The sequence below is a fragment of the Ligilactobacillus apodemi DSM 16634 = JCM 16172 genome, from assembly GCF_001434405.1.
Lineage (GTDB): Bacteria > Bacillota > Bacilli > Lactobacillales > Lactobacillaceae > Ligilactobacillus > Ligilactobacillus apodemi.
Genome location: NZ_AZFT01000012.1, coordinates 1 through 785 on the forward strand (window position 1 = coordinate 1; position 785 = coordinate 785).

Here is a 785-nt window from a genome sequence, read left to right on the forward strand (position 1 = left end):
GACAATACGCCAGCGGACGTTGTGCAAAACGCAACTTGGACTCGGACCGTGACCGTTGATAAAGTCACTGGTGAAATCGTTGCTTCAACTGATTGGACTCCAAGTAAGGACAACTACGATGAAGTCAAAACACCAGCTGTTACAGGTTATGTAGCTGATAAAGAAACTGTCCCAAGCACACCAGTAACACAAGAAAATATTGAAGTAACAGTAACTTACACTCCGGTTCAAGCTGATACTCAAAAAGCAGTGATCAACTACATTGATCAAGATAACAATGATAGTGTCTTAGCGACAGATACTGTAACGGGTGATTCAAATGAGAAGATCAACTACTCAACGGCTGATCAAATCAATGCCTTACTCGCTAAGGGCTATGAATTAGTATCAGATGGTTTCCCAGCTGATGCAACTTTTGATGACGATAGTTCTGTTGACCAAGTTTATAACGTAGTCTTCAAGCATGCGACTCAAACAGTTACGCCAAACGATCCACAAAAACCAGGTGATCCAATCAATCCTGACGATCCAGAAGGACCAAAATGGCCAGCTGGTACAGACAAAGACAGTGTTCAAAAAGACGTAACTGAAACAGTGCATTACGTTGGTGCGGGCGACAATACGCCAGCGGACGTCGTACAAAACGCAACTTGGACTCGGACCGTGACCGTCGATAAAGTCACCGGTGAAATCGTTGCTTCAACTGATTGGACCCCAAGCAAGGACAATTACGATGAAGTCAAAACACCAGTTGTTGATGGTTATGTGGCTGATCAAGCAAGTGT

The 785-nt window shown here is 43.9% G+C and carries 1 protein-coding gene; it reads left to right on the plus strand.

Annotated features, from left to right (window positions below):
- The coding region (locus FC32_RS10660; RefSeq protein WP_420835859.1) for a mucin-binding protein at positions 1 to 785 on the plus strand (785 nt) is incomplete at both ends.